This is a genomic window from Bradyrhizobium sp. U531 (assembly GCF_051710265.1).
Lineage (GTDB): Bacteria > Pseudomonadota > Alphaproteobacteria > Rhizobiales > Xanthobacteraceae > Bradyrhizobium.
The window spans coordinates 14,645-32,894 of the sequence record NZ_JASVEN010000013.1; the positions used below are offsets into that span (position 1 = coordinate 14,645).

Consider the following 18,250-nt stretch of genomic DNA (forward strand, 5'->3'; position numbering starts at 1 on the left):
GCGTACCCCGCATCATTTGCAAATGATCACGAAGTCGTGCGCAGCCATCTCGAAAAAAGGCCCCCATCCCGGGGCCTCGGATTTTTGCGCGCACTAGCTAAGCTTCGTCATCGCAGCAAATCCCGAAAACCCCGCCACCTGGACGGGGTTTTTTCATGTGCCCTCCGTCTCAGGCTTTCACCGAGAAGGAGACGAACATGACCGGACTTGAAGATCATTTGCACGGGCTGTGGCTGCCGCTGGTGACGCCGTTTCGCGACGGAGCGCTCGACGAGCGCTCGCTGCGGCGGCTGACGCGGCACTACAGCACACAAGGCATCGACGGTTTCATCCTGGGCGCGACCTCCGGCGAGGGCATGACGCTGCGCGAGACCGAGCTCGAACGTCTCGTCGCCATCGTGCGCGACGAGATGGCCGCCGGCCGTCGCACCTTGCCGATCTGCCTCGGCCTGTCGGGCGCCGACACGGCGCGGCTGAAGGAGCGTCTCGACGAGACCGCGGACTGGCCGATCGACGGCTATTTGATCGCGAGCCCCTACTACGTGCGGCCCTCGCAGCGCGGATTGCTGGCGCATTTCGAGGCGCTGGCCGATCACGCCGCATGGCCGCTCGCGCTCTACAACATCCCCTATCGCACCTCGGTGAACATCACCAACCAGACCATACTGCGGCTCGCCGAGCATCCGAACATCATCGGGTTGAAGGATTGCGGCGCGAGCCGCGAGCAATCGATCGCGCTGCTGCGCGACCGGCCGAAGGATTTTCGCGTGCTCACCGGCGAGGACGCCAACTATCTCGAGGCCCTCACCGACGGCGCCGACGGCGGCATCGTGCTGTCGGCCCATGTCGAGACCGCGACGTTCGCGGCCATCTCTGCCGAGATGAAGCGCGGCAATGTCGATGCGGCAGAGGCGCACTGGCAGGAGGTCGCCGAGCTGACGCGCCTCTTGTTCACCGAGCCGAGCCCGGCGCCGGCGAAGCACTGGCTGTGGCGCAGCGGCCTGATCGACAGCCCCGAAGTGCGGCTGCCGATGGTGGAGGTGAGCAGCGAACTCGCCGCCAGCATCGATCGCGAGATCGAGCGGCGGATGAAGGTCGCGGCGTAGCGGCCTTCTTTTCACGTGACCCGCCTGTCATTCCGGGGCGCGCGCAGCGCGAACCCGGAATCCATCGGGCCGCGGAGTTGGTGGATGAATGGATTCCGGGCTCGCGCTCCGCGCGCCCCGGAATGACGCTGGTGGATACGGCGCGACCCTCTCCTTGGTTAACCGCGCCCCAACGGCCTTCGCGCTTGCCGCATGCCTCATCCACGTCTCGTTTACGCATCTGTCCCTATCGTTGCCGTCTGAAGGCTTCTCACAGGGGGAATGATCATGGGGCATCGCACCCGGCCGACGGCCGCGCGGCAATTCGCGCCCGCCGATCTCTTGCAGGGAATTCTCGTCGTTTCGTCGTTCGGGTTCTGGGCGGTGGTGCTCGGCCTGATGCCGGTGCTGCTGTATCGGATCTGGCTCGCCTGAGCGGGCAGCCGGGCTGCGGATGGTTAAACGGCGGTCACAAATGCGCTCAAAATGCGAATGGCGCGGCAAGCCGGAATCTTAAAACATCCCGCGTAGAGTGATGCCCATAAGCGAAGAAATCGCGGGGGCATTTGTGAATAGTCAGAATGAAATGGCGCCTTATTTCGGCGCCGGACAGGACAGCCTGTCCACCGAGCAGAGCTTCACCACCGAAGACATTCTCTGGGCCGTCGGGATCTGGTCGGTGATCCTCACGCTCTCGCCGGTCATCGTGTTCTACATGCTGATGGTGGCGTAGGCTCAATTCGTCATTCCGGGATGGCGCGATAGCGCCGGACCCGGAATCTCGAGATTCCGGATTCGCCCTTCGGGCGCTCCGGAATGACAACGAGACCCACAAACGCAAAACGCGCGGACACCGCGCGTTTTTCGTCCGGGGAATGATTTAAAAAAATTATGCCGCCTGCTTGTGCATTGCGCCGGATGCCGACGCCGTGCCGCGAATGGCCTTCACTGAACGCTCGATCGCCGCCCACAGCCTTGCGATTTCCTGAGCCGCACGGCTCTCGGCCTGGTACTCCCGCGCGCCTTCGCCATGGCTCAGCGCCATCAGCAAGTCCGAACGGTTGGTGATCTGGCCGCCCCACACCGGCGCACGGAATTTCGCCAGCGCTTCGCGGGCGATGGTGACGATCGGGCTTTCGGCTTCGTCGCGCTTGGCCGGAGCACCGTTCAGCACGACCGCATAGGGCTTGCGCGCGGCGCGGCACATCTGGATGGTTTCCTGCACCGCGTTGACGTCGAACACGCCGGGACGGGCGGGAATCACCACCATGGTGGCGTTCTTGATCGCGTCGTCGACGACGGCCGACAGGTTCGGCGGCGTGTCGATCAACACCCATTCATAACCGTCGCGCTTGGCAGCGGAGACGATGCCGCTGACCGAGTTCACGGCCGACTTGATCGGCGGTTCGTTGGTGCCGCGCAGCTTGTGCCACAGCGTCAGCGAGCCCTGCGGGTCCGCGTCCACGAGCATGACCTGCTTGCTCGCCTTGATCTGTGCGGCAAGATGTGCGGCGAGCGTACTCTTGCCCGAGCCGCCTTTACGCGAAGCGAAAACAATAACGTTCATACCTTCGGCCTCCAGATTGACCCCAGGCCACGAAAATGAATCACCGCGCTGATTCGTGAAAGAAAAATTTATCGAGGGTTGCGCTGCCGCCACGAAATAACAAGACGTGTTGGCTTTTGAGTCACACTGCGATGTGTGAGGCGACACGAACTGCAATGAAACGCTGCGCGCGCGTCCGTTGTGTGCGTTTTTTGAGCAGTCGATCGGGAGAAAGCGGAATTCAACCTCGCCGCGCAAAGCGGCGACCGACTCTCTTGCGTCGTACCTTCCCGCCCAAGCCGCAAGCCTCGCACCAGCGCGCGAACAAAAGGAGTCCGTGATCTCAAAGGGTTTCGGAAAGGGAACGCAGGACGCTCGCGCTCAGCCGTCGCTGGTCTTTTTCTTCTTCGGCGCCGGCTTGCTGCTCTTCTTCGCGGTTTTGGGCGCGATGTTGGTGGGCTTGCCGGCGCGCTGCTCGGCCGGCTCGGGGCCACGGCGGAAGAACACCGCGCATTGCGGCGAGAGCTGCGCCTTCTTCTTGATCATGCAGGCGGTGATGGCATCGACGTTCGGAACGAACTCGCCGCACAGCCGCATCGCGTCCGGGCTGCAGGCCTGCTGCTCCTCCGGGGTGTAGGCGAAGCCGGCACCGGGCTGGACCAGCACGGCGAGGGCCATCCCGAGGGTTGCAGCAGCCAAGGATGTCTTGAAGCGAAGCGCCGGCATTTCGTCCCCCACATGTCGAGTCGGCGCGAATAGTGGGTGAACCGCGGTTCGTTGGCAACCGAGGGGGGATGCGAAAGCCGGACGCTGTGCGGTCTCGGCAACAGGCGGGGGAAGGTCGTCTGCACTGCTGTCGTCGCTAGCGAAGGCGGGTGACGCGGTATTCCAGAGAGGGCGGACGTTCCCCGAGAAGCTGCGACGTACTGGATCCCCCGCCTGCGCGGGGGATGACGGGGGCGCGCGGGGGATGACGGTGGTGTGCGAGGGGACGAGCGCCCGCTCCCACCCCAAAAATTGAAAAACAACCCCATGCACAGTAGGCAAGCCACGGTAATCGCAGCGCATTTTATGCCTTAGGATTTGGCGAAACGCGGTTTGACACGTCGGGCAAATCGGGGGCATCATGTCATTCTTCAAGAAGATGCGCGTGGGGTCGGCCTGTCTGCTGCGCTGGTCGAAAAGCGCCGGTTGGGAGGACGATCGCAATGACGGGGAATGAGGCGGAGCTGCCGCTGGCGGGCATCACGGTGGTCTCGCTCGAGCAGGCGATCGCGGCTCCCCTGGCCAGCCGGCACCTGGCGGACTGGGGCGCGCGGGTCATCAAGATCGAGCGGCCGGGCGCCGGGGATTTCTGCCGGGACTACGACCACGTGATGAACGGCATGTCGAGCCAGTTCGTCTGGACCAATCGCTCCAAGGAGAGCCTGGCCATCGACATCAAGAGCGAGGACGGCCGCAAGGTGCTCGACGCCCTGCTGCAGCAGGCCGACGTGTTCATCCAGAACCTCGCACCGGGCGCGGCCGAGCGGCTCGGGCTCGATGCGGCTTCGCTGCTGCGCAGGCATCCGCGCATCATCGCCTGCGACGTCTCGGGCTATGGGACCGGTGGTCCCTACAGCGACAAGAAGGCCTACGATCTCCTGGTGCAGTGCGAGGCCGGCGTGCTCGCCATCAACGGCACGGAAGCAGAGCCGGCCAAGGTCGGGCTGTCGGTGGTCGATATCGCCACCGGCATGTACATCCTCAACGGCGTCCTGATGGCGCTCTACCGCCGCGAGCGGACCGGCAAGGGGACCGCGTTCCAGGCCTCGCTGTTCGACAGCATCACGGACTGGATGAGCTACCCCGCGTTCTACACCGAGAGCACGGGCCGGCCGCTGCCGCGCACCGGCGCCAGGCACGCGACCATCGCGCCTTACGGCCCGTTCCGGGCCGGCGACGGCACGACCGTCTTCTTCGGCATCCAGAACGACCGGGAATGGCGCTCGCTGTGCCGCATCGTGCTCGGCGATGCCGCTTTTGCCGACGACCTGCGCTTCCACACCAATCCCCTGCGCATGCAGAACCGCGACGCGCTGCAGGCGCATATCGAGCAGCGCTTCGCCGCCATGACCGGCGAGGAGGTGCTGCGGCTGCTCGACGACGCCGCGATCGCCAACGCGCATCTGAACTCGGTCGAGGCCTTCCTGGCGCATGAGCAGCTTCACGCGCGCGCGCGGGTGCAAAGCGTGGGATCGCCGTGCGGGCCGGTGATGAGCTTCCTGCCCGCTTTGACCATCCCCGGCCTGACGCCGCGGATGGATCCGGTGCCGGATGTCGGAGAGCATAACGAGGCCATCCTCGGCGAGCTTGGTCTGGCAAAGGACACATCACGATGACGCAGCAGCGGCCCATGCGGGCCTATCTCGCCGTCCCCGCGCACCGCGCCCGCCTCGTCGCCAAGGCCGCGGCCTCCGCGGCGGATGCGGTGTTCATGGATCTCGAGGACGCGGTGCCGCCCTCCGAGAAGGCCCTCGCGCTGGAGGAAGCCGTGCGCTCCCTCGCCTCGCTCGACTGGGGCAGCAAGCGCGTCACGGTGCGGATCAACGCCGTCGACAGCCCGTTCGTCGCCCAGGAGATCCGCACGCTGGCGGCGCTGCCGCGGCTGGATGCGCTGATCGTGCCGAAGGCGGAGCGCCCCAGCGACATCGTCGCGATCGCCGGGCAGCTGCGCGCGGCCGCGCCGGATCGCGCCGCGCCGGTCGCGCTGGACCTGCTGATCGAGACCGCGCTCGGCCTCGTCAATGTCGACACGCTTGCCGCCTGCCACGACAGCGTCGCCGCGCTGCATCTCGGCGTCGGCGATTTCGCAGCCTCGATCGGCGCCCGCTCCTCCGACATCGGGGTATCGCCGGATGGCTACCGCCATGTCGGCTCGGCACAAACCGGCTACGCCGCCGCCCCTCTCGACCTCTTCGCCTATCCCATGATGCGCCTCTTGGTCGCCGCCCGCGCGTTTGGCCTGCGTGCGATCGACGGCCCCTGCGGCGCGTTCCGCGATGCGAGGCTGACCGAGGCCAGCGCGCAAAAGGCGGCGGCGATGGGTTTTGACGGCAAGCAGGTCATCCACCCCGATCAGATCGAGCCGACGCTGCGCGCCTTCGTGCCGTCGGAGCGGGAGCTGGACGAGGCGCGGCGGATCGTCGAAGCCATGGAGCAGGCGGAGGCGAACGGCCAGGGCGCGGTGACGCTGGACGGCAAGATGATCGACTATGCCAATGTGCGGATGGCGCGCCGGATCATCGCCCTGGGGTCGTAGCTGCGATTGCAAGCCGTTCCCGACGCCAACCCTCCAAGGTCCGGTGGTTCAAGGCCCTCGCAACACGAGCCGGCCAAGCAGCGCCGCGAGTTCGCTCTGCCTGGATATGCCGAGCTTCTGGAATACGCGCTTCAGCACATTGCGCGCCGTCTCTTCGGCAATCCCGAGCCGCCCCGCGGCTTGTTTCGGCGGAACGCCCGAGCCCACCAGCGAGGCGATCCTGGCCTCGCCGAGCGTCAAGCCCAGGATGTCCCGCACGATGGCGGGATCCGGCGGCTCTGCAGATTTCAGCTCGATCGCGAGCACGATCGCTCGTGTGCGGGTCAGAAAATGACTGTCCGAGTGTGCACCGGCGGTGATCGGCAGGAGGTAGATGACGAAACGCCGGCCAGATGCGCCCGCCTCGACGAGAATGGGTCTCGGCTCGGCCAGCAGATCGCGCGCCTCGGCGCGAAGCGTTTGCGTGATGGCCGTCTCGAACGGCGCCCGGCTCGCCGCCATGCGAACACGCAGACGATCGTTCACGAGGTCGAACACCTCGCCGAGAAGGCCCTCCCCGACCGGATTGGCGAACAGCACACGCGCCGACGAGTCCAGCGCGAACACGCCGATGCCGATCCGCGCGAGGGCGTCGCCAAGGCCCAGATTGGCCAGTTCGGTATCAAGCAGCCTGATCGACAGCCGCAACGATTTCTCGGCATGGCGCCCGAGCGTCGCTATCAGGTCCAGTTCGGCCTCGGAGAATTGCGGCTTGGCGAAGGCTCGCTGCACGCTGAGCGCCACGAGGATCCGTGGGTCGGGTGACACCCCGATCGATCCGAACCAGCCCAAACCGTGCCTTGCAAGGAATTCCTTGCTGAAGGGATGGTTGAGATAGGCGTCATCGATCGGGCCGATGTGCCGATCGGTAAAGGGCTCGCCGCTGACGTAAAGGCCGGACGAGACGCAACGTTCGGCCTTGAAATCGTGCTGCGCCCAATGCGCCCCATAATCGGCGAGCGCAGGCGCGAGGCCTTCGGAGGCGATGGCGCCGAACGCCCCGTCGTCCCTTCGCCATTGCAGGATCGCGCCGGTATCGTCGAAGCAGCCCGCGATCTTGCCAAGAGCGGATGGCCAGAGCGATGGGCTTGCTGCCGCATCGTAGATCGCTTCGATGGCAGGGAGGAGACGGTCGGCGGCAAGAGCCATGGGTTCCCAATCGATCAGAGAATACATTAGGTTAAATGAACTCGCAGGTTACACGAGATTGCCTTTCGGCAATTGCCATCCGGCCGCTCTGCCGAAACTTCCCCCGGATTTCCGGGTATGAAGTCGATTACGGTGGCGGCGCACAAAATTGTCTTTGGTCAGCCTTGCGGCTACTTTGCACTCGCGGTGCGGGAATTCTTATGAAACTTCCACATCATCGAGCACCGCCACCGTCATCAGCGGAGGTGACGCTGGAAGGCAGGACGATCGGCTATGCCAATGTGCGGATGGCGCGCTGGATCATCGAACTGGGGTCTTAGCCAGGGACATCGCATTTGAGAGAGCTATTACTGCAGCCATCCTTCGAGACGCCCGCTTTAAGCGGGCTCCTCAGGATGAGGACGGAGTGCGGCGTTGCTGTTACAGAACGCACTGACGCTGATTAGCCTCATCCTGAGGAGGCGCGTTAGCGCCGTCTCGAAGGACGAGGCGTGCTCACCGGCCGCCGCCACAGATCATATGCGATAGTCCTGGGAGTATTGCTGCGCATGGCCACACTGTTGATTGTCGCGCCGGTGTTCGCGCTGATCGCCGCCGGCTATGCCGCGGTGCTGTTTCGCTTCGTCTCGGAGAGCGCGCACAAGGGCATCAGCGAATTCGCCTTCAGCATCGCGATCCCTGCTCTTCTTTTCCGCACCATCGTCGTCTCGGAATTTCCCGATGTCAGCCCCTACAGGATGTGGGGCACCTATTACGGCGCGCTGGCGCTGACCTGGATCGCCGCGCTCGCGGTCTCCGCACTGCTGCGCGCGCGGCGCGAGGATCGCGAGGACGGCGTCGTGTTCGCGATCGGCTCGGTCTACGGCAACATCGTGATGCTCGGCATTCCCCTCGTGCTCTCCGCGCTCGGCAACGAGGCCGCGGGGCCGATGGCGCTGATCCTGTCGGTGAACACGCCGCTGCTCTGGCTCTGCGGCATTTTGCAGATGGAGCTCGTCAACCGCAAACGCACGGGCTCGGCGCTGTCGGTGATCTACCCCGTGCTCGCCGACCTCGCCCGCAATCCCCTGATGCTCGCGATCGGCTTTGGCGTGGTCTGGCGCTTCACCGGCCTTGGCCTCACCCCCGTCGTCGACCGCACCATCGAGCTGCTCGCGCAGGCAGGCTCGCCGACCGCGCTGATCGCGCTCGGCATCAATCTGTTTCGTTTCGAGGTGAAGGGCGAGAAGCTGAGCATTCTGGTGATGTGCGCGCTCAAGCTGGCGGCGATGCCGGCGGCCGCCTTCGTGCTGGCAAGATTGCTCGACCTGCCGCCGATCGCCGCGGGCGTCGTCGTGCTGTTCGCGGCGATGCCGACCGGCGCGAATGCCTACATCTTCGCGGTGCAGTATCAGCGGCTGGTGAACCCGGTGTCAGGCGCGGTGGCGCTGGGCACGCTGCTGGCGTCGGCGACGCTGCCGGTGGTGGTGTGGGTAGTGGCGCGATAAGGCGTCGACGCGCAGAGATCCAAGGCGCGCGGACGACGCCGCGCGGCCTCGGAGAACCTTACACGGTCAGCGCAGGCCGATGAACGACAGCACTGCACCGATCACGACGACGAGTCCGACCAGATAGATAATCCCGTTCATGTCTCAGCTCCCTTGCTTCATCCTGCCGCAGTTCCAAACACGCGAGGGGCCGAAAAGGTTCGGCGGGAGCAGCTGCTGTTTTCTGCCGGAAGCGCGGAACGAAATCGGACAATCCCGCCAGCGGCCCGAGCCCTCGCCCCATCATCCCGGCGTTTTTGCCATTGCACGCAAAAGTAGCTATAGTGCCTCGATACGTGTTGCAGGGAGGGTTGACATGGCAAGCCGCGAAGACATGCTCGCATTGATCAAGGCCGCCTACGCCGCGCGCGACGGCGCCGACACCGATAGCCTCATGACGGCCTTTCATCCCGAGGGCGCCTTCACCCTGATGGGTGACAAGAGCGCGCTCGAATTGACGGGACGAATGGAGGGCCACCCGACCCTGCACGCGGCCTTCACGCAATTGACCGCCGGCTTCGGCTTCGAGGGCCGCGAGATCCTGGCCGAGCTGGTCGACGGCGATCGCGTCGCCGTCCACTCCCGCGTCAATGTGCGATACCACCCGACCGGCAAAACGGTCAGCACGGAGATTCTGGACTTGTTCAGATTTCAGGACGGCAAGATCGCGGAGCTGATCGAGTTTGCGGACACGGCGCAGATCAAGGCGATGATCGGGTGAGGCGCGGGCCCGCGTGCACTGTCGCCGTCATCCGATGACGGCCGAAAGCGCTATTGATTACGCTGGCCCACACGCCAGCCCATCTCCCAAAAATCCGCCTCGAGCCGGGTGGCTTCCCTGAAGATCGCAATCAATTCGGCCTCGCGGGCCGGCGTGATGTAGCGATCGGCGAGATGGTCCAGATGCGCCTGCGCCTTGGCAGCGACCTCCTGGTACGGCGCGCCGGCGTACTCGGCGATCCAGACGCGATAGGCGTTCGTCGCAGCGTCAGCGCCGGGCCGCGCGGCGAGCCGCGTTGCGATCTCCGCATACCCGATCACGCAAGGCGCAAGCGCCACCTTGAGCGCCAGAAGATCACCGCGCATTCCCGCATCGAGCACATAGCGCGTATAGGCCAGCATCTCGGCCGCCGGAGGCGCCTGTTCGAGATCGGCCGGCGACAGACCCCAATCGGCACAGAGCTTCACATGCAGGTTCATCTCGACATCGAGGATGGCCGACAGGCCGGCCGATGCCTCGCGCATATCGGCAAGCGTGGGCGACTTGTAGACCGCAAGCGCGTAGGCGCGCGCAAACTCGATGAGGAACAGGTAATCCTGAACGAGGTAATGACGAAACGCCGCTTCAGGGAGCGAGCCGTCCGCCAATCCATTCGTGAAGGGATGCTCGGTGTAGGCGCGCCATTCCGCGGGTGCTGCTGTTTTGAGACGCTCGAAGAAGGTCACGGTGGTTTTGGCCGGGGTTGGTTTTGGCTCGCCTCCGATAGCGCATTTCGAGCAGGGGGGCTACAGCAACCGCGTACGAATTGGCTTTGATCAGTGTTACGAATGGGTCGCGTCGAGAGCTTTGTCGATTGTCACCCCAATGTTTGATCTTCGTGATGTGCGTTCTGAAGCTCGCGGCGATGCTAGCCACGGCTTCCATACGGGCAAAGCTGCCGAACCTGCCGCAGGTCACCTCCGGTGTGATCTTGCTGTTCGCGGCGATATCGACCGGCGTCGTCGCCTGAATTTTTGCCACGGAGTATCGGCGGCTGGTGAGCCCGGCAAGGTAAAGCGTTGCCCTCAATCGCGCTCGGTCTGCACGCCAGCTTCCGCAGGAGGTGGGTGAGAGCCGAAATCGGTTGGCGACTCAAGTATAACGTCTCCATGCCAAAGGAACCTAACCACCACTACATTCCTCAATTCTACCTTCAAGAATGGGTGGACGCAGAAACACGCCAGCTCGTCGAGTTTTGCCGGCGATACAAAGGCCTTGTTGTGGCCCGGCCGACTGCTCCTGCGGGTACAGGCTATGTACCGGGACTATATAAAGATCGCGATGCCCCGAAGGGCCAAGAGTATGTCATCGAAGAGACGCTCATGTCATCGATCGACAATTGGGCATCAAGAGCATTGCAACAGTTCAAGACCATGGGCTCCCTCCCGGGTTCACTAGAATCGCAAGAAGCACTCGGTTGGTGCCGCTTTCTCTATTCGCTGATCGTCCGAAACCCGGACCACCTGGAGGTGATCAGGAATAAGCTGAGAACGATGGATCGGGCGGAGATTCTTGAATACGTGCGCGATGACTACCTCCGCATTCGTCGACCAGAGGATCCCGAGAGCTTTGGCGAATACAAAGAAGCGTTCCTCAAATCGCCGCCAGATATAGATCCAATAAAAGTTCTACCGGTCCTCATGAGGAGCAAGCGTGTATTTCGCGTCATCGCGTCATTTAAGTGGCATACAATGACGATGAACACGCCGAAGTATCCGCTATTGACGTCTGATAGACCGGTTATAATGACGAATGGTTTAGTTAGCGACGATGCGCACATCGTTATGCCGATTGGTCCGCGTCGGCTATTCATCGCTACGAGGAATATGCAAACCTTCGAATCGATGAAGCAGCGAAACCCCAACGAATTCGCAAAGGCGATAAACGATCGTATTTGCCTTCAGGCTCGCAAGTTCGTCTATGGTCTAGACAAGAACCAACTGCGGTTCGTGTCAAATCGCTTAGGCAAAAGACTTTGGTCCAGTCCCATCGGATAGCTATGTGATCTCACGACACACATGAGAAATTACAGCCACAGCGCCAAATTGATGTCGCCTAATATTGCGGAGTTTCGTCCGCCGTTACTGTTACTCTAGGGGGTGAGACATTGAACTACGTAACGGCAAGGAGGGAAACTATACTGATCTCATCAACCCAAGATTTCCATAGGTAGTCATTCGTTTGGGGATCGACCCAAAAAACCAAATCCGATGGGTGAATAAATCGAGTGGCTTGGTATTTAACGCGGACTGCGGCGACGTCGGCAAGGGAGCCCTTGTTCAAATGAGCACTCGCGTTGCGGCAGAGCTGAAGATCTTGAATTGTGAGAGCCGCACCGAAAGCACTAAGCAACTGGGTTTGGTTTGAACAGGCGATACCCGTAACTATCAAATTGAGCTTCCTAGGATCGCCCCAAGTCGGCTCCAAGTGCCTGCCCGCCAGTGATTTAATCGCGGAGACCGGATGCTTGAGCGAAAGTTCACGCGCAATGTAGCAAATCTCCATTTCAGTCCGACCAACATACGGCGAGGTGACGGGGGTTCCTTGGACTGTCATTGCACCTGACGCTGACGCCAAAACAGTATCTCGGCAGAAAGCGCACCAAGCTTGCCAAAGTGCAGAAACAAGCCCTTCCTGCATCGCAGACCGGTCGGTTCGTTTCTGAACACCGCTTACAGCGTGTCGGTCGAAGGCGCGGTCAAGCGTTGAGATGCGCGAAGCGAGCCTTCTTCGAACTACCTCAAGTGAGGTTGGCATCTACGCGCCCTGGGACGGGAGAGCCTAGCGCTCGTAGGACGGCTGCGATGCGCGCCGTTCGACGCCCCACTCGATTTGTTCCGCCCAAACATCCCCATACGTAGATGGCGTACGGCCCCTCAGTTTCTTTGGCCTCGTGCGCCTGCGCCAGAGCTAGCAAGCCTGAAGCAGCGGCCTTGGGATCAATCGCGAATTTCCCGATGCTAGGAACTTGGAATTGTTCCTCGATATGTTGAATGCCGAATCGGCTGTGAATGAGAGCAACGATCAAAGAATGTAATGCGTAGGGCTTCATCATGTGAGTACCACGCAATACATCCAATTCTTGACCAATAAATCCCACAGCCTCCGCAATCTTTCGGCGATACTCATCAGCATACGGAAACTCTCGGTCATACTGCTTATAAACAGACCTCAAATCCGTAGCGCTCGTGCTGATTACACCCCTTTCGATGGCTAAGACGCATTCGGTGATTAGCTCGGCGTCAGCCATGCGCACGATCTGTCGATTCGTAAAAACGCCAAATGAGACAAAAAACTCGTTGAGTGAGTCAGCCAGTTGGTTCACGAACCACTTAAACGCGCCTTCAAAAGAGGAATGGCGCTTTTCTGCTTCGTTTAGTGGCAACGTGTAAGCGTTCATTCTGCGAAACATCTGCAGAATTTCCGCCTTGGTCGCATTTCGAATAACGTCAACGGATACTGGATATGAAAGGAATTGCTCTTGCTTGTCTTCGTCAAGCTCGTTGAACCGTCGGCCTGCGTACTGCGTGTCGCCTGTAAGAGCGAACTCATTTAGGTAGAACCGTTGGATTGTCTTAATCCGTTGCTGGCCATCAACAATCTCTCTACGAATTCCGCGTGCTGTGCGATCGAGATACTCGTACATATAAATTTTTGGAAACGGATAGCCTTCGAGAATGGTGTCGATGAAATAACTGCTGGCCCCGTACGGCCAGAGGCCAGAGCCGCGCTGATAATCTTGATTCACCAGCAGCTCGCGTCTCTCCAGCATGTTGAGTATTTCGGCAATGCTGTAGTTATTTGTGTTTATATTCATTGTTTTGTCCGGCACGAACTTCTGCGGAATCCGCACATACTTGCAACGCAGTGATAGAACTGCCGAGCGCTTTCGTCGAAATTGCAATGACTAAGAAGCGCTGCCAATCCGAATTGAAGCGTCGTCCGAAAGCAGACGCAACAGGCGGTTGTGGTTGTCCAGAAGAACCGAGCCGGGAAGCCAACTTATGAAATCTGGAGTAGCCAAAGGCCAGTTTATCCGCACCGCTGGTACAGTTGGGTGGGCTCGAACCACCGACCTCCTGTTCCACAGACAGGCGCTCTAACCAACTGAGCTACAACTGCATCCTTGCGAGCCGCCCTGAAGGGGTGCCTGAAAAGGCTTGACGCCTGAGGGGGCTGGACGGGGCGGAAACTAGGTGCAACGGCTGCGTTTGGCAAGGCCGCTGGCGGGCTAAAATCCGCACCAAATCACGAAATTCCAGAACAAAACCCGGGCCTTTCGGCCCGGGTTCGATGGTTCAAACCGGCCGCGGCGCTCAGGCGGCGGGGTGATAGAGCTTCGAGGCGGAGGCCTTGATCGGCTCGGCGGTCTCGGCGGCGACGCGCTGGGTCAGCTCGACCAGCTCCTTGGCCTGGGACTGGTAGGTCTCAAGCTGCTTGCGGGCGTGGCCGGTCCACAGCTCCATGGCTTCCGTCGGCGACTTGGCGCCGAACAGATGCTGGGCGAAGTCGAGCTGCGCGCTCGAATTGGCCTTCATGAACTCGACCAGCTTGGCGGTGTACTCGCTCGCGCCCTTGGACGCGGAGGTGAACACGGCCTCGACGGTGCCATTGTGGCTCTCGGCCGCGTCCTTGAACTTGGCGTAGTTTTCGCGGGCCTGCGACACGCCCTTTTCGGCGAACGCACGCATCTGCTCGGGGACCTCGAACGGAATGATCGAGGCAGAAAACGGATCAGTCGCACCTGTCATGGTCGTCCCTCACGATAATGAAAAAATGGAGTGAGCCTTCTGGCGCGCCCGCCGGCCAACCGGGGCCTTGTCCTTGGTCTCAAGACTGGCGGGAACGAAGACTGGAAACGCGAAACGAACGGATGGCTCGCCCAGTGCCCAGTATTATTGCTGCCTATCATGTCAACATTGTGCAGCGCAACGCGCCATCCGGGTGCGGTGCGAAATTTAATCTCGGTGAGGGTGAGGTTCCGCAGGCGGGGAACCGGGGGTTGAGGGGGCGGCGTGCCCATGGCCGTCATTCGGGGTCGGAGCGAAGCGACGGAGCCCGAAATCCATCGGGCAACGGAGACGGACGACGGATGGCTCTGGGCTCGCGCTGCGCGCGCTCCGGAATGACGGCGGAGCGGATCTCTCGAATCCCTTGGATGCAGCCGGGCTGCGGCTTGCGGGGGTGGCGGGTTAAGGTTATCGCGGCTTTGGGCCTCCTCCGGAGGGTCGGGCCGTGGACCTGCGGGCGGGCGCGGGCGATACTAACCCTTTCTTAAGGCTGTCATTCCCGGCAGCCGCCAGCTTCACGCGCGAGACACAAGCCGGTCGGATGACGAGTTCGGATTTCCAGTTGCGAGGTGTGGGCGATCCCCGGCTGGCCGTGCATGCGACCTCGCAGCTCGCCACCTGGCTGTGGTCGACCGACGGCGCCCGCGTGCTGTGGGCCAATCCGGTCGGCGCAAGATTGTTCGGCGCGGCGCATGGCGCAGCGCTCGCGGACAAGGTGTTCGGCCCCGCAGAGCCCCATCGTCGCCAGGTCGCCCGGCTCGCCCGGCAACTGCCCGCCAATGGCACCGTGCGGCTCGAACGGCTGCGCGGCTTCGGCGCCCGGCTCGGCACGCTGATGACCTGCGGCTGCAGCCGGCTCGCATTCGCCGACGGCAGCGAGGCCGTGCTCGTCACCGCGATGGACCCGACGCTGCGCAGCATGCCGCTGCTCGAACGGCTGCATCGCCTGGTCGAAGGTGCGCAGATGCCGATGGCGGCGTTCGCGCCCGACGGCCTGTTCGTCGGCGCCAGCGCGGCCGCCCGCGCCCTGCTCGGCTTTCGCGATCTCGGCGAGGCCGGGCTCGAGCAGGCGCGCAGCGATGCGCTTCGCGACGGCCGCGCCGAGACGCCGATCGGGATCGGCCAGATGGTGCTGCAACGGGTCGGCACCGGCGCCGATGTCGGCCTGATCGCGCTGATCGAGCCGGCGGTCGCCGCGCCCGCAGCGCCGGCGGAGGACGTGCCCGCGGTCGAGGACGTGCCCGCGAGCGCTGCAGCAGATGAAGTGCGCGAGGCGCCGGCCGCGCCCGCACCAACCGAGGCCATCGGCGCGCCGCCGCCCGCGCAGGACGGATCTGGCGGCATCGCCTTGTTCGACGCGTTCGCCGAGCCGGTCGAAGCGCCCGCGCCGATTGCGCCCGAGGCGCAGGACGTTGCACCCGTGGAGCACGTCGCCGACGCGTTGGTCTGCGAGCCCGCGCACGAACCTGCTCAAGAGACAGCCGACGACAGCGCCGACATCGCGGCAAAGACTCCGGTTGAAAACCCGGCTGAAGCCATCGTGTCGCCGCAGCCGGCGCCGATCACGCTTCCCATGGTCGAGCCTCCCCATGAGCCGCCCGCACCACGCCAGCATCCGCTGCGCTTCCTCTGGCAGATGGATGCGGAGGGCCGCTTCGTGCTGCTCTCGGACGAATTCATCCACCTGATCGGCGCGCACACCGCGGCCGGCTTCGGCCGCCCCTGGCACGAGATCGCGCAAAACTTCGCGCTCGATCCCGACGGCCGCGTGGCGCAGGCGCTGGCCAGCCATGACACCTGGGCCGGCATCACCGTGAACTGGCCGGCCGATGGCGGCGAGCATCTGCCGGTCGAGCTTGCGGGCCTGCCGACTTACGACGCCGCGCGCAACTTCGCCGGCTTCAAGGGCTTTGGCGTCTGCCGCGATCTCGACGCGCTCAACCGGCTCGATGCCGTCAGGCGCTTTGCGCTGATCGCAGAGCCGCCGGCCGCAGAGAGCGTGTCCGCCGATGCGGTCGAGCCCGAACCGATCATCGAGCCCGAGCCGGTGGCGGAAGCACCGCCGCCGCCTATCGAGCCGGGCGAGCCTGACCCCTCACCCGAGCCGACCGCCGAAGCCGAAACACCCGAACCCGATCACGACGCGAATTCACACCCAACCGATCCGGACACACAAGTGGAAACGCCCGTCGAAACCCCTCCGAATGTCGTGCCGTTCCGACCGCACGGCGATGCCAGGTCACAAGGTGACCAGAGATCGCCGACGCTGACGCCGGTCGAGAACAGCGCGTTCAACGAACTGGCGCGGCAATTGTCCGAACGGCTCGAGCGCGAGCGCGAGGCGATCGCGGCCGACAGCGTCGAACCCGTGGCGGAGATCGCCGCCGAACCGCCGGCGCCCGAGCCCGAGTCCGAGCCGCAGCAGGCCGCGGCCGAATGGCTGACCGAGCCGGCGCCGCCGCCGCGCGGGATGAGCGCGCGTGACCGCACGCTGCTCGATCTGTTGCCGACCGGCATTTTGATCTACCGGCTCGACCGCCTGCTCTACGCCAACCCGGCGTTCCTCGCGCGCATGGGCTATGGCAGCATTCATGCGCTGGAAGATGCCGGCGGGCTGGATGCGCTCTATGTCGAGCCCGGCGTGTCCTCGGCGAGCAGCACCTCGCAGGCCGGCACGCCGGTCACGATCAGCGCGACGGTTGCGAACGGCGAGGCGCCGCTGCCGACCACCGAGGCGCATCTGCATGCGATCGACTGGGACGGCGAGAGCGCGCATGCGCTGATCTGCGCGCTGCCGCAGGCCGCGCCCGCCGCCGTCGCTGCGCCGCCGGTGGCCGCCGAGCCGGTCATCCCCGAATCCTTCCCCTTCGCGCCCGATCTCGAGCCCGGAGCCGGCGAGGCCGAGGCGGAAGATCTTGCCGCGATCCTCGACACAACGGCCGAGGGCATCGTGATGTTCGATGCCGAAGGCAACATCCACGCCTGCAACCGCAGCGCCGAGGCGCTGTTCGGCTATGACGGCACGGCGCTGCTGGAGCAGAACCTCCTGACGCTGTTCGCGCCCGAGAGCCAGCAGATCGTGCTCGACTATCTCGAAAGCCTCAAGAGCCAGGATATCGCCAGCCTGCTCGACCACGGCCGCGAGGTACTGGGCCGCGAGAAGAAGGGCGGCGTGCTTCCGCTCGCGATGATCATGGGCCGCACCCGGCCCGACGGCCCGAACTTCTTCGCCGTGTTCCGCGATCTCTCGCACGCCAGGAAGGGCGAGAGCGAGCTGACGCAGGCCCGCCGCCTCGTCGACGGCGCGGCGAACGCCAAGGCCGACATGCTGGCGCGGATCAGCCACGAGATCCGCACGCCGCTCAACGCCATCATCGGCTTTGCCGAGGTGATGATCTCCGAGCGCTTCGGCACGCTCGGCAACGAGCGCTACGGCGAATACATGAAGGACATCCGCGCCTCCGGCGAGCGGGTCATCACGATCATCGACGATCTGCTGGAGCTGTCGCGGATCGAGACCGGCAAGCTCGATTTGAGTTTCGCCAATCTGAACCTCAACGACCTCGTCGAAGCCTGCGTGACGGTGATGCAGCCGCAAGCCAATCGCGAGCGCATCATCATCCGCACCTCGCTCGCGCATGCGCTGCCGCAGGTCACGGCGGACGCGCGCGCGATGCGGCAGATCACGGTGAACCTGATCTCGAACTCGATCCGGCTCGCCAGCGCCGGCGGCCAGGTGATCGTCTCGACCGCGACGACCGACCGCGGCGAGATCGCACTTCGCATCCGCGACACCGGCCACGGCCTCAGCGAGCGCGAGGTCGCCGCCGCGATGGAGCCGTTCCGCACCCCGCCGCCCGGGGACGCCGAAGACAATTCGGCGCTGAGCCTGTCGCTGACGAAGGCGCTCGTCGAAGCCAACCGCGCCCGCTTCAACATCAAGAGCGCGGCCCACGGCACGCTGATCGAAGTGGTGTTCGCGCCCGTCGTGGCGGGGGCATAGGGGCGTCATACACAAGCCGTCATTCCGGGGCGCGCCTCTTGGCGCGAGCCC

General features: G+C 63.6%; 16 protein-coding genes and 1 tRNA gene. 10 read left to right on the top strand and 7 right to left on the bottom strand.

Going from position 1 to position 18,250, the window contains the following annotated elements:
• Positions 1-197: 197 nt before the first annotated feature.
• The 3 genes from dapA to QRQ56_RS35530 all read left to right on the top strand — a co-directional run bounded on the left by dapA (position 198) and on the right by QRQ56_RS35530 (position 1,818).
• Positions 198-1,106 carry a 4-hydroxy-tetrahydrodipicolinate synthase gene (gene dapA / locus QRQ56_RS35520; protein ID WP_438746182.1) on the top strand — a complete coding sequence of 303 codons (909 nt, stop codon included), beginning with the start codon at positions 198-200 and terminating at the stop codon, positions 1,104-1,106.
• Between the two features lie 267 nt (positions 1,107-1,373).
• Positions 1,374-1,520 carry a hypothetical protein gene (locus tag QRQ56_RS35525; RefSeq protein ID WP_438746184.1) on the top strand — a complete coding sequence of 49 codons (147 nt, stop codon included), beginning with the start codon at positions 1,374-1,376 and terminating at the stop codon, positions 1,518-1,520.
• Positions 1,521-1,620: 100 nt separating this feature from the next.
• The gene (locus QRQ56_RS35530; protein WP_438746186.1) at positions 1,621-1,818 is read left to right on the top strand and encodes a hypothetical protein; all 198 of its coding nucleotides are present in this window, start codon (positions 1,621-1,623) and stop codon (positions 1,816-1,818) included.
• A gap of 156 nt (positions 1,819-1,974) precedes the next feature.
• Here the strand turns inward: QRQ56_RS35530 and QRQ56_RS35535 are convergent, their stop codons facing one another.
• Entirely contained in the window at positions 1,975-2,652 is a 678-nt protein-coding gene (locus QRQ56_RS35535; RefSeq protein WP_027547672.1) for a ParA family protein, read from the bottom strand.
• Positions 2,653-3,012: 360 nt separating this feature from the next.
• Positions 3,013-3,357 (bottom strand): hypothetical protein, encoded by a 345-nt coding sequence (locus QRQ56_RS35540; protein ID WP_438746189.1) that lies wholly within the window; start codon positions 3,355-3,357, stop codon positions 3,013-3,015.
• A gap of 482 nt (positions 3,358-3,839) precedes the next feature.
• Here QRQ56_RS35540 and QRQ56_RS35545 point away from each other — a divergent pair, with 482 nt between their 5' ends.
• Positions 3,840-5,012: a CaiB/BaiF CoA transferase family protein gene (locus QRQ56_RS35545; protein WP_438746191.1), complete on the top strand. Its 1,173-nt coding sequence runs from the start codon at positions 3,840-3,842 to the stop codon at positions 5,010-5,012.
• Positions 5,009-5,932, top strand: a complete 924-nt coding sequence (locus tag QRQ56_RS35550; protein WP_438746193.1) for an HpcH/HpaI aldolase/citrate lyase family protein — start codon at positions 5,009-5,011, stop codon at positions 5,930-5,932. The genes QRQ56_RS35545 and QRQ56_RS35550 overlap by 4 nt, the downstream gene beginning before the upstream one ends.
• 48 nt (positions 5,933-5,980) lie before the next feature.
• On the opposite strand, the gene QRQ56_RS35555 is transcribed toward QRQ56_RS35550, so the two are convergent.
• A complete protein-coding gene (locus QRQ56_RS35555) occupies positions 5,981-7,120 on the bottom strand; it encodes a helix-turn-helix transcriptional regulator (protein ID WP_438746195.1) in 1,140 nt (379 codons plus the stop codon).
• Positions 7,121-7,668: 548 nt separating this feature from the next.
• Here QRQ56_RS35555 and QRQ56_RS35560 point away from each other — a divergent pair.
• Both QRQ56_RS35560 and QRQ56_RS35565 read left to right on the top strand, forming a co-directional pair.
• Positions 7,669-8,607: an AEC family transporter gene (locus QRQ56_RS35560; RefSeq protein ID WP_438746197.1), complete on the top strand. Its 939-nt coding sequence runs from the start codon at positions 7,669-7,671 to the stop codon at positions 8,605-8,607.
• 355 nt (positions 8,608-8,962) lie between these two features.
• Positions 8,963-9,367, top strand: a complete 405-nt coding sequence (locus tag QRQ56_RS35565; RefSeq protein ID WP_438746198.1) for a nuclear transport factor 2 family protein — start codon at positions 8,963-8,965, stop codon at positions 9,365-9,367.
• A gap of 50 nt (positions 9,368-9,417) precedes the next feature.
• Here QRQ56_RS35565 and tenA read toward each other — a convergent pair whose 3' ends face one another.
• Positions 9,418-10,092, bottom strand: coding sequence for a thiaminase II (gene tenA, locus QRQ56_RS35570; protein ID WP_438746200.1), 675 nt, complete (start codon positions 10,090-10,092; stop codon positions 9,418-9,420).
• 155 nt (positions 10,093-10,247) lie between these two features.
• On the opposite strand from tenA, the gene QRQ56_RS35575 reads away from it, so the two are divergent.
• Both QRQ56_RS35575 and QRQ56_RS35580 read left to right on the top strand, forming a co-directional pair.
• Entirely contained in the window at positions 10,248-10,376 is a 129-nt protein-coding gene (locus QRQ56_RS35575) for a hypothetical protein (protein ID WP_438746202.1), read from the top strand.
• A 97-nt stretch (positions 10,377-10,473) separates the two neighbouring features.
• Positions 10,474-11,403 (top strand): DUF4238 domain-containing protein, encoded by a 930-nt coding sequence (locus tag QRQ56_RS35580; protein WP_438746204.1) that lies wholly within the window; start codon positions 10,474-10,476, stop codon positions 11,401-11,403.
• A 743-nt stretch (positions 11,404-12,146) separates the two neighbouring features.
• On the opposite strand, the gene QRQ56_RS35585 is transcribed toward QRQ56_RS35580, so the two are convergent.
• The 3 genes from QRQ56_RS35585 to QRQ56_RS35595 form a co-directional block, all read right to left on the bottom strand.
• Positions 12,147-13,223: a DUF262 domain-containing protein gene (locus QRQ56_RS35585; protein WP_438746205.1), complete on the bottom strand. Its 1,077-nt coding sequence runs from the start codon at positions 13,221-13,223 to the stop codon at positions 12,147-12,149.
• Between the two features lie 228 nt (positions 13,224-13,451).
• Positions 13,452-13,528, bottom strand: a tRNA-His gene (locus QRQ56_RS35590).
• 194 nt (positions 13,529-13,722) lie between these two features.
• A complete protein-coding gene (locus QRQ56_RS35595) occupies positions 13,723-14,157 on the bottom strand; it encodes a phasin (protein ID WP_438746207.1) in 435 nt (144 codons plus the stop codon).
• Positions 14,158-14,737: 580 nt separating this feature from the next.
• On the opposite strand from QRQ56_RS35595, the gene QRQ56_RS35600 reads away from it, so the two are divergent.
• The gene (locus QRQ56_RS35600) at positions 14,738-18,199 is read left to right on the top strand and encodes a PAS domain-containing protein (protein ID WP_438746208.1); all 3,462 of its coding nucleotides are present in this window, start codon (positions 14,738-14,740) and stop codon (positions 18,197-18,199) included.
• Positions 18,200-18,250: the final 51 nt, after the last annotated feature.

Coding starts and splice junctions, on each gene's coding strand:
- dapA (WP_438746182.1), top strand. CDS start 198: ATGACCGGACTTGAAGATCATTTGCACGGGCTGTGGCTGCCGCTGGTG.
- QRQ56_RS35525 (WP_438746184.1), top strand. CDS start 1,374: ATGGGGCATCGCACCCGGCCGACGGCCGCGCGGCAATTCGCGCCCGCC.
- QRQ56_RS35530 (WP_438746186.1), top strand. CDS start 1,621: ATGCCCATAAGCGAAGAAATCGCGGGGGCATTTGTGAATAGTCAGAAT.
- QRQ56_RS35535 (WP_027547672.1), bottom strand. CDS start 2,652: ATGAACGTTATTGTTTTCGCTTCGCGTAAAGGCGGCTCGGGCAAGAGT.
- QRQ56_RS35540 (WP_438746189.1), bottom strand. CDS start 3,357: ATGCCGGCGCTTCGCTTCAAGACATCCTTGGCTGCTGCAACCCTCGGG.
- QRQ56_RS35545 (WP_438746191.1), top strand. CDS start 3,840: ATGACGGGGAATGAGGCGGAGCTGCCGCTGGCGGGCATCACGGTGGTC.
- QRQ56_RS35550 (WP_438746193.1), top strand. CDS start 5,009: ATGACGCAGCAGCGGCCCATGCGGGCCTATCTCGCCGTCCCCGCGCAC.
- QRQ56_RS35555 (WP_438746195.1), bottom strand. CDS start 7,120: ATGGCTCTTGCCGCCGACCGTCTCCTCCCTGCCATCGAAGCGATCTAC.
- QRQ56_RS35560 (WP_438746197.1), top strand. CDS start 7,669: ATGGCCACACTGTTGATTGTCGCGCCGGTGTTCGCGCTGATCGCCGCC.
- QRQ56_RS35565 (WP_438746198.1), top strand. CDS start 8,963: ATGGCAAGCCGCGAAGACATGCTCGCATTGATCAAGGCCGCCTACGCC.
- QRQ56_RS35575 (WP_438746202.1), top strand. CDS start 10,248: ATGTGCGTTCTGAAGCTCGCGGCGATGCTAGCCACGGCTTCCATACGG.
- QRQ56_RS35585 (WP_438746205.1), bottom strand. CDS start 13,223: ATGAATATAAACACAAATAACTACAGCATTGCCGAAATACTCAACATG.
- QRQ56_RS35595 (WP_438746207.1), bottom strand. CDS start 14,157: ATGACAGGTGCGACTGATCCGTTTTCTGCCTCGATCATTCCGTTCGAG.
- QRQ56_RS35600 (WP_438746208.1), top strand. CDS start 14,738: ATGACGAGTTCGGATTTCCAGTTGCGAGGTGTGGGCGATCCCCGGCTG.